We start from the raw sequence: 10,185 nt of genomic DNA on the forward strand, positions 1-10,185 counted from the left end.
GGCGGCGACGGCAAGGGCACGCTCGTGCACTGGAAGCTCCAGGCCACCAGCAAGCGCGTCCGCGACTGCCTGCTGGAGGTCGACGAGCCCACCGGGTCGACCGGGCACCTGGTCGAGAAGGACCGCAACTCCTCCATGGTCACGAACTGGATCGTCACCCCCGCCGGGGAGGGCCGCGCCAGGGTGGTCGTCACCACCACCTGGAACGGCGCCGGAGGCGTCGGCGGCTTCTTCGAGCGGACCTTCGCCCCCAAGGGGCTCGGCCGCATCTACGACGCCGTCCTCGAGCGGCTCGCCGCCGAAGTGGAGAAGTGACGGCGCCACGGCCCGGGGCCCGGATCGGACGAGACCGTTCCGGGCCTCACCGTTTCGAGTGGTTTTCCCCGGCCCGCGCCGACGCGCGTATACGGCCTCCGACCGGCGGAAAGACCTCCTGAGACGACTTCCGGTCGAAACGTCCCGGTTGCCCGCGCTTGTCGCGAAATGCGAGAAATGGGCCGCCAACGCAGGGCGTGACGAGGGGAGCAGTACGTGGGCGGGTCCACCTCCGAGACCATGGTGAAGAGCGACGCGACGCTCGTCCTGCCCCCCTGTGAACCCGCCCCCGCCGGGACCGAGCCGCCGCCGCGCCCGGCCCGGGTGCGGCTCGTCTTCACCGGGCTGATGCTCGCGCTGCTGCTGGCGGCCCTCGACCAGACCGTCGTGGCGACCGCCCTGCCGGGGATCGTGGGCGATCTGCACGGCGTGCACCGGATGTCCTGGGTCGTCACCGCCTACCTGCTGACCTCCACGGTCACCCTGCCGCTCCACGGCAAGCTCGGCGACCTCTCCGGCCGCAAATCCGTCTTCGTCTTCGCCATCGCCGTCTTCACGGCCGGCTCCGCACTGGCCGGCTGGTCCCGGACCATGGACCAGCTCATCGCCTTCCGCGCCCTCCAGGGCGTCGGCGCCGGCGGACTGCTCATCGGCGTCCAGGCGATCATCGGCGACATCGTCCCGCCCCGCGAGCGCGGCAGGTACCTGGGCGTCATCAGCGCCGCCTACGGACTGGCCTCCGTCGCCGGCCCGCTGCTCGGCGGCTTCTGCACCGACCACGCCTCCTGGCGCTGGTGCTTCTACCTCAACGTGCCCTTCGGGCTCCTCACCCTGGCCGTCGTCGCGGCCGGCCTCCGCCTGCCCCGGCCGCCGCGCCGGGGACGCTTCGACGTGCTGGGCGCGCTGCTGCTCACCAGCGCCTCCACCTGCGTCGTCCTGCTGACGACGTGGGGCGGCACCGAGTACGCGTGGACCTCCCGGACCGTCCTCGGCCTCGCCGCCGGCACGATCGGCAGCGCCCTGCTCTTCGTCGTCGTCGAACAGTACGCAGCAGAACCGATCATCCCACCGCACCTCTTCCGGGACCCGGTCTTCACCGTCACCTCCCTCGTCGGCGCGGTCGCCGGTGTCGGCCTCTTCGGCGCGGCCAACTACCTGCCCAGCTTTCTCCAGATGGCCGACGGCGCCGGCGCCACCGAGTCCGGGCTGCTGATGCTGCCCATGATGGGCGCCATCGTCGTCGCCTCCCTCGTCTCCGGCCAGCTCATCAGCCGCACCGGCCACTACAAGCTGCTCCTCATCCTCGGCGGCGCGCTCTCCGCCCAGGGCATGTACCTGCTCTCCCACCTCGACACCGGCACCGGACGGCTGGCCCACAGCCTCTGGATGGCCATCCTCGGCACCGGCGTCGGACTCTCGCTGCCGGTCCTGGTCCTCGCCGTGCAGAACTCCGCGCACCCCGCCGACCTCGGCGCCGCCACCAGTGCCGGCAACTACTTCCGGCAGATCGGAGGCTCCCTCGGCGCCGCCGTCTTCGGCACCCTCTTCACCCACCGCCTCTCCGCCGCCCTCGCCGCCGAACTGCCGCACCGCCCCGGCCGGCCGGCCCCGGACTCCATCACTCCGCAGCTGGTCCGCGCCCTGCCCGCGCCGCTGCGCGACGGCTACGTCCGGGCCTACGCCGAAGCCATGCCCAGGATCTTCCTCTACCTCGTACCGGTGCTGGTCCTGGGCTTCCTGCTCGCCTTCCTGCTGAAAGAGAAACCCCTGGTGTCCCACAACGCCCCCGAGGCCGCCATCCCCTCCGCACGCACCGCGCCACAGGCCGAGGCCGTGCCGCCGCCGTTCGTCGCGGGCATCCCCGTCACCGGCGCCGTCCAGCACCACGACGGCACCACCGTCCCGCGCGCCGCCCTCACCCTCATCGACGTCCAGGGACGGCAGATCGGCCGCGGCGCCACCGGCGAGGACGGACGGTACGCGCTCAGCACGCCCGGCACCGGCTCGTACGTCCTCATCGCCGCCGCCGGCGGCCACCAGCCGCAGGCCGTCACCGTCACCGTCGGCGAACGCCCCGTCGAGCTCGACGTCGTCCTCGGCGGCGCCGGCCGGCTGGCCGGCACCGTCCGCACCGCCGACGGAACCCCCGTGCGCGACGCGCTGGTGACCCTGACCAATGTGCACGGCGAGGTCGTCGCCTCCACCCGTACCGGACACGAAGGCGGCTACGTCATCGGCGAGTTGGTGGCCGGCGAGTACACCCTCGCCTCCAGCGCCCCCGCCTTCCGCCCCGCCGCCATGCCGGTGACCGTGCAGTCCGCCCGCGAGACCCGCCAGGACATCGAACTGGCCGGCGGCGCCGTGCTGCGCGGCACCGTACGGGCCGGCGGCGGACGGCCCGTCGAGGACGCCCGCGTCACACTCCTGGACGCCGCCGGCAACGTCGTGGACTCCGCGATCACCGGCCCCGACGGCACGTTCCGCTTCGTCGACCTCTCGGCGGGGGAGTACACCGTCGTCGCCGCCGGCTACCCGCCCGTCGCCACTGTCCTGCAGATCGCGGGCGGCGGCCGGACGGAAAGGGATCTTCAACTCGGCCACGAGGACTAGGAAGAGGACTAGGAAGACGCCGGTCCGGCACGAGACCCCGACAGGAACACGAAGAGGCGGGTTTGGGGAAACAACCACCGCCGGGCCGGGCCGCAGCCCTACCGTGGTGCACGGTGGCGCAGATCTTGCGCGGACGTGGGACGAAGGAGCAACCGCCCATGGACAGTGGCACCTCGCGGCGCGCCGCCGCGGGCCGCATTCCGCTCGCGGTCGTCGTCGTGGCCTCCACCGGGCTCGTGACGCACTGGAGCAGTGGAGCCCGCCGCCTCTTCGGCCCCGGCCGGCAGGACGCGGTCGGCCGCCCGGCGATCGACCTGCTGCCGGTCTCCGGCGCACTGGACGGCCCCGAGGGATACGCCCGCGCCGGCCGCGCCCGCTGCGCCGCCCCCGGGCGCGAGAGGACCGACGTCCTGTGGTGGGCATACCCGCTCGCCGGGCCCGGCCCGGAGCGGCTGCTCGTGCTCGCCGCCGACGCCGGCGGCCGCGCGGACGGCGCCCGCCTCCTCCCCGTCTTCGCCCCGCACACCGACTTCCCCGACCCCGACGACCTCGCCCGGCGGCTCTCCGGCACCCTGCCCAACATGGGCCCCGCCCTCAACGGCCGGATCATGGCCCAGGTCCTCGAACTCGGCTACCCCGCCCTGGAGATCAGCCGCAGCGAGCGGGTGCCCGTCACCCACGACTGGGGCACGCCCCGCCGGCCCGCCGCCCGCCCGCAGCAGCCGGGGACCGCTGCCGTGCCGCCGCCCCGCGGGCCCGGCCCGGAACCCGACCTGGAACACGCCGCCGTCCGGGAACGCCTGGAATTCCTCAACGAGGTCAGCGGCCGCATCGGCACCTCCCTCGACCTCGAACGCACCATCCGCGAGGTCACCAGCGCCGCCGTGCCGCGCTTCACCGACTTCGCCGGCACCCATCTGCGCGCCGCCGTCCTGGCCGGCGAGGGCTTCCCCGACGGCCCGCCCGACGTCACCACCGTCTGGCACCGCGTCTGGGTCGAGCACAACGACGAACCCGGCCGCTGGGACGACACCGTCCCCGTCGGCGAGGCCATCGCCTTCCCCGAGCACACCCCGTTCTTCCAGTGCATGGTCACCGGCGAGCCCGTGCTCGTCCCGCGCGTCAGCGAGGAGGCCGGCAACCGCATCTCCGCCCAGTTCGAGAAGCGCGACCTGCGCCCCCTGATCAACGGCCGGTCGATGCTGATCGTCCCCCTCAAGGCGCGCGACGTGGTCCTCGGCTTCATGGTCCTCATGCGCCGCGAGGGCCGTGAGCCCTTCAACGACATGGACCGCACCACCGGCGCCGAACTTGCCGCCCGCGCCGGGCTCGTCCTGGACAACGCCCGTATGTACACCCACCAGGAGAACGTCGCCGACACTCTCCAGGACAGCATGCTGCCGCAGCTCACCCCGCGCACGGCCGGCTGCGACACCGCCACCCGCTATCTGCCCGGCACCCGGCTCGGCCGCGTCGGCGGCGACTGGTTCGACACCGTCAAACTCCCCGGCTCCCGCACCGCCCTCGTCGTCGGCGACGTCATGGGCCACGGCCTGAACTCCGCCGCCATGATGGGCCAGCTGCGCACCGCCGTGCAGACCATGGCCGCCCTCGACCTGCCGCCCGAGCAGCTCCTGCGCAACCTCGACGACCTCGCCCAGCGCCTCGGCGAGCACTACCTCGCCACCTGCCTGTACGCCGTCTACGACCCGATCCGCTCCGAGCTGCGCATCGCCAACGCCGGTCACATCCCGCCCGTGCTCGTCCGGGCCGAGGACGGGCGCAGCGAGCTGCTGCGGCTGCCCACCGGCGCCCCCATAGGGGTCGGCGGCGTGCCCTTCGAGCCGGCCACCGTCCGTGTCGCGCCCGGCGACCGGCTGGTGCTGTGCACCGACGGCCTGGTGGAGGTCCGCGGCCAGGACATCGGCGCCGGCCTCGCCGCCCTCTGCGAGTCCGCCGCCCATCCGGCGGCCTCCATGGACGACGCCTGCGACACCATCATCCGCGCCCTCAACCCGCGCGACGGCCGCAAGGACGACGTGGCCCTGCTGATGGCCCGGCTCAACGGCATCCCGCCCGAGCACGTCGCCGAATGGCAGCTGGCCCCCGAGCCCGCCGAGGCCCGCCGCGCCCGCGGCCTCGTCCGCGACCAGCTCGGCCGCTGGGGCCTGGCCGAGGCCGCCGGGACGGCCGAGATCCTCGTCGGCGAACTCGTCGCCAACGCCGTGCGCCACGCCCGCACCGAGCGCGTGGGGCTCCGGCTCGTACGGACCGACGTCCTGCTCTGCGAGGTCACCGACGACGACCACACCCTGCCCACGCTGCTCACCTGCGAGCCGCACGACGAGCAGGGGCGGGGTCTGCGCCTGGTGGGCGCCCTCGCCCAGGAGTGGGGCGCCAGCCACACCGGGCCCGGCAAGACGGTGTGGTGCGAACAGCCACTGGTCCGCCCGGTCCGGGCCGCGCGGCCGGGCCGGGACGACCGGGGGCGCCCATGAGCGTGTCGGACCGCTACCTCCACGCCTGGGAAGGCTTCTGGGAGGCCACCTCGGACGAGCCCGGGGACGCCATCTGGGACTCCGACCCGTCCGGGACCGCCGAGCCCCACCTGGAGCTCTTCGCGCCCCACGCCGACCCCGCCCTGCCCGTCGTCGACCTCGGCTGCGGCAACGGCACCCGGACCCGCCACCTGGCCACCCACTTCCGCCGTGCGATCGGCGTGGACCTCTCCCGGGCGGCCGTCGAGCGCGCCCGGCGCGCCGACCGGACCGCGTCGGCGGAGTTCGAGCGGCTCAACCTCGTCGACACCCCGGCCGTACGGGCCCTGCACGAACGGCTCGGCGACTGCAATGTGTACATGCGCGCCGTCATCCATCAGAGCGACCCGTCCGACCGGGCGCGGGTCGCCGCGGCCGTGGCCGAGCTGACCGGTACCCGCGGCCGGGCCTTCGTCGTGGAACTCGTCACCGCCGCCCGGGAGGTCCTGCGCCGGGCCACCGAGGCCCCCGGCGGCCCGCCCGCCAAGCTGCGCCGCGTCTACGACCACGACCTGCGCCCGGCCATCGCCGAGGACGGCGAGGTCGCCCGGCTGCTGATCGCGGCCGGCCTGGAGACCGTGGCCGGCGGCCACACCGATCTGATCATGACCGAGCCCGGGCCGGACGGCACCCCCATCGCGCTGCCCGCCCAGTGGTTCGTCCTCCGCCGCGCGGACGGGCCGGTACGGGGGCTGGGATAGCCTGAGAGGACGATGAACCGCCTGACGACGCCCTGGGGCGAGCTCCGCCTCACCCGCTTCCCCGAGGACCCCCGCGACACCCTCCGCGCCTGGGACGCCGCCGACGAGTACCTGCTGCGGCACCTGCACGGGACCGACGGGCAGCCCGTGGACCTCTCGGGGACGGTCGTCGTCATGGGCGACCGCTGGGGCGCCCTCGCCACCGCACTCGCCGCGCACCGGCCCGTGCAGATCACCGACTCGTTCCTCGCCCAGGAGGCCACCCGGGCCAACCTGGCCCGCAACGGCGCCGACGCGGGCGCCGTCCGCCTGCTGTCCACGCGGGACACCCCGCCGGACCGCATCGACGTCCTGCTGATCCGCGTCCCCAAGAGCCTCGCGCTCCTGGAGGACCAGCTGCACCGGCTCGCCCCCGCCGTGCACGAGAACACCGTCGTCATCGGCACCGGCCGGGTCACCGAGATCCACACCTCGACCCTCCGCCTGTTCGAGCAGATCCTCGGCCCGACCAGGACGTCCCTCGCGGTCAAGAAGGCCCGGCTCATCTTCTGCACCCCGGACCCGGCGATCACCCGCACCGGCAGCCCCTGGCCGATCGGCTACGAGCTGCCCGCCGACGCCGGCGCCGGCGCGGGACTGACCGTCGTCAACCACGCCGGCGTCTTCTGCGCCGACCGCCTCGACATCGGCACCCGCTTCTTCCTCCAGCACCTGCCGCGGCACAAGGGCCCCGAACGCGTCGTCGACCTCGGCTGCGGCAACGGAGTGCTCGGCACCGCCGCGGCCCTGGCCAACCCCGACGCCGAGGTGACCTTCATCGACGAGTCCCACCAGGCGGTGGACTCGGCGCGCGCCACCTTCCGCGCCAACACCGGCCCGGACGCCCGGGCGGAGTTCCTGGTCTCCGACGGCCTGTCCGCCGTGCCCCCGGCATCGGTGGACCTCGTGCTCAACAACCCGCCCTTCCACTCCCACCACGCCACCACCGACACCACCGCCCGCCGCATGTTCTCCGGCGCCCGCCGGGCCCTGCGCCCCGGCGGCGAGCTGTGGGTCATCGGCAACCGCCACCTCGGCTACCACGTCAGGCTGCGCCGCCTCTTCGGCAACTGCGAGGTCGTCGCGAGCGACCCCAAGTTCGTGGTCCTGCGCGCCCGGCGCTAGACGGTGGCAGGCCCCCTCGCCGCACGGCGAGGGGGCCTGCCAGGTCAGCAGTAGTTCCTGCCGCCGTAGTACTGGTCGCCGTCGAGAGGGCGCAATCGCCGGCCGCCGCCGGCGAGTGCCGCCGGGACCTGTGCGCGGCCCCCCGCCCTGCGATAGAACGGGTGGATGGTGAAGATCCTGATCTCCGCGGACATGGAGGGTGCCACCGGGGTCACCTGGCCGGCCGATGTGCTGCCGGGGACGCCGCAGTGGGAGCGGTGCCGGCACATGTTCACCTCCGACGTGAACGCCGCCGCCCAGGGGTTCTTCGACGGCGGTGCCGACGCCGTCCTCATCAACGAGGCGCACTGGAGCATGCGCAACCTGCTGCTGGAGAAGCTGGACGAACGCGTCGAGATGCTCACCGGCAAGCACAAGACCCTGAGCATGGTCGAGGGCGTGCAGCACGGCGACGTCGACGGCATCGCCTTCGTCGGCTACCACGCGGCGGCGGGCGCCGAGGGAGTGCTCGCGCACACCTATCTGGCCAACTCCATCACCGGCGTATGGGTGAGCGGCGCGCGGGCCAGCGAGGGGTTGCTCAACTCGCTGGTCGTCGCCGAATACGGTGTGCCGGTGGTGCTGGTGACCGGTGACGACCGCACGTGCGAGGACGCCAAGGGGTACGCCCCCGGGGCCGGTTCCGTCGCGGTCAAGGACTACGTGTCGCGGTACGCGGCCGTCTGCCGCACCCCCGCCCGTACGGCGGCGCAGATCCGGGCGGCGGCACGCGCCGCCGTCCCGCTCGCGGTGCGCCACGAGCCCGTGCGGAACGGGCCGTTCACCGTGGAGCTGGAATTCGACGCCGAGCACCTCGCCGGGGCCGCCACGGCGGTGCCCGGCGTGGCGCAGACGGGGGAACGCCGGGTCGCCTACACCGTGCCGACCATGTACGACGGAATCCGCTGCTTCAAGGCGGTCACCACCGTCGTGTCGGCGGCGGTGGAGGAAGCATATGGCTGATTGCACGACCGAACGGGTGGACGGGACGGCGCTGGAGGAAGTGGTCCGCTTCACCTCCGACCTCATCCGGATCGATACCACCAACCGCGGTGGCGGGGACTGCCGGGAGCGCCCCGCCGCCGAGTACGTCGCCGAGCTGCTCGCCGGCGCCGGCGCCGAGCCGCGGCTGCTGGAGCCGGTCCCCGGCCGGACGAACGTCGTCGCCCGCATCCCGGGCACCGACCCGGGCGCCGACGCCCTGCTGGTGCACGGTCACCTCGACGTGGTCCCGGCCGAGCCGGACGACTGGAGCGTCCACCCCTTCTCGGGCGAGGTGCGCGACGGCGTCGTGTGGGGCCGCGGTGCCATCGACATGAAGAACATGGACGCCATGGTCCTCGCGACCGTCCGCGCCTGGGCGCGCGCGGGGGTCCGCCCGCCGCGCGACATCGTGCTGGCCTTCACCGCCGACGAGGAGGACCGCGGCGCGGCGGGCGCGGACTTCCTGGCCCGCGAGCACGCCGGGCTGTTCGAGGGCTGTACGGAGGCCATCGGGGAGTCCGGGGCCTACACCTTCCACGCCGACGGCGGCCTGCGGCTCTACCCGGTCGCGGCGGGCGAGCGCGGCACGGCATGGCTGCGGCTGACCGCGCGCGGCACCGCCGGGCACGGCTCCAAGATCAACCCCAGCAACGCGGTCGTCCGGCTCGCCGCCGCCATCACCCGGATCGGTGAACACCAGTGGCCGGTGCGGCTGTCCCCGGTCGTCCGGGCCGCGCTCACCGAGATCTCCGCGCTGCACGGCATCGAGATCGATCCCGACGCGCCGGACTTCGACGTCGACGAGTTGCTGGTCAAGCTCGGCACCGCCGCCAAGCTGGTCGCCGCGACCGTGCGCAACAGCACGAACCCGACCATGCTCAACGCCGGCTACAAGATCAACGTCATCCCCGGCACGGCCGTCGGACACGTCGACGGACGGACCGTGCCGGGCGGCGAGGAGGAGTTCCGCACCACCCTGGACCGGCTCACCGGACCGGACGTCGACTGGGAGTTCTACCAGCGGGGCACCTCCCTCCAGGCCCCCGTGGAGGCCCCGGTGTTCGCCCGGATGCGGGCGGCGGTCGAGCGTTTCGACCCGGAGGGTCACGTGGTGCCCTTCTGCATGTCCGGCGGCACGGACGCCGGCCAGTTCGCCCGCCTGGGCCTGGCCTGCTACGGCTTCTCGCCGCTCAGACTCCCGGCGGGCTTCGACTACCAGGCGCTCTTCCACGGCGTCGACGAGCGGGTGCCCGTCGAGGGGCTGCACTTCGGGGTCCGGGTCCTCGATCATTTCCTCATGAGCGCGCCGGTGTGACGGCGCCCGCTTCCCGAACCGAACCCGCACGATCAGGAGGCTCGAGCATCATGGTGTCCACGGCGCCCTACGGGGCGTGGCGCTCCCCGATCGACGCCGCGCTGGCCGCGTCGCACGACGGACGGCCGGACTTCGCCGGCACGATCGGCGACGAGGTGTGGTGGGTCGCCCCACGCCCCGAGGAGGACGGCCGGAGCACGCTGGTGCGGCGGCGGCCGGACGGCCGCGAGGGATCGTCCCTGGCCGCGCCGTGGAACGTCGGCAGCCGGCTCATGGAGTACGGCGGCCTCCCCTGGGCGGGGGCCGCCCGGGAGGCCGGCGGACCGCTGCTGGTCTTCGTCCACCAGGCCGACCAGCGGCTGTACGCCTGGGAGCCCGACGCCCCCGCGGGCGGCGCGGAGCCCAGGCCGCTCACCCCGCTCTCCGCCACCGGGGGCGGGCTGCGCTGGGCCGACCCCGTCCTGCTGCCGGAGCGCGGCGAGGTGTGGTGCGTGCTGGAGGAGTTCACCGGCCCGGGCCC

Annotated in this window: 7 protein-coding genes and 1 pseudogene; all 8 read left to right on the top strand. The window is 74.0% G+C overall.

Translation table 11 applies throughout. The features are described from left to right. The coding region (locus AB0K09_RS23140; protein WP_366067283.1) for an SRPBCC family protein at positions 1-315 on the top strand (315 nt) is incomplete at its 5' end. A 240-nt stretch (positions 316-555) separates the two neighbouring features. Next, positions 556-2,925 (top strand): MFS transporter, encoded by a 2,370-nt coding sequence (locus AB0K09_RS23145; RefSeq protein ID WP_366067288.1) that lies wholly within the window; start codon positions 556-558, stop codon positions 2,923-2,925. Positions 2,926-3,083: 158 nt separating this feature from the next. Further along, positions 3,084-5,423, top strand: coding sequence for a SpoIIE family protein phosphatase (locus AB0K09_RS23150; RefSeq protein ID WP_366067284.1), 2,340 nt, complete (start codon positions 3,084-3,086; stop codon positions 5,421-5,423). Then, a complete protein-coding gene (locus AB0K09_RS23155) occupies positions 5,420-6,163 on the top strand; it encodes a class I SAM-dependent methyltransferase (protein ID WP_366067285.1) in 744 nt (247 codons plus the stop codon). Before AB0K09_RS23150 ends, AB0K09_RS23155 begins: the two co-directional genes overlap by 4 nt. A 12-nt stretch (positions 6,164-6,175) precedes the next feature. Further along, positions 6,176-7,327, top strand: coding sequence for a methyltransferase (locus AB0K09_RS23160; RefSeq protein WP_366067286.1), 1,152 nt, complete (start codon positions 6,176-6,178; stop codon positions 7,325-7,327). A 168-nt stretch (positions 7,328-7,495) separates the two neighbouring features. Beyond that, the gene (locus tag AB0K09_RS23165; RefSeq protein ID WP_366067289.1) at positions 7,496-8,329 is read left to right on the top strand and encodes a M55 family metallopeptidase; all 834 of its coding nucleotides are present in this window, start codon (positions 7,496-7,498) and stop codon (positions 8,327-8,329) included. Beyond that, entirely contained in the window at positions 8,322-9,665 is a 1,344-nt protein-coding gene (locus tag AB0K09_RS23170) for a M20/M25/M40 family metallo-hydrolase (RefSeq protein WP_366067287.1), read from the top strand. The genes AB0K09_RS23165 and AB0K09_RS23170 overlap by 8 nt, the downstream gene beginning before the upstream one ends. 50 nt (positions 9,666-9,715) lie before the next feature. Then, positions 9,716-10,185: pseudogene (locus AB0K09_RS23175) on the top strand (S9 family peptidase); the annotation flags it as partial.

The sequence above is a fragment of the Streptomyces sp. NPDC049577 genome (assembly GCF_040675635.1).
GTDB lineage: Bacteria > Actinomycetota > Actinomycetes > Streptomycetales > Streptomycetaceae > Streptomyces.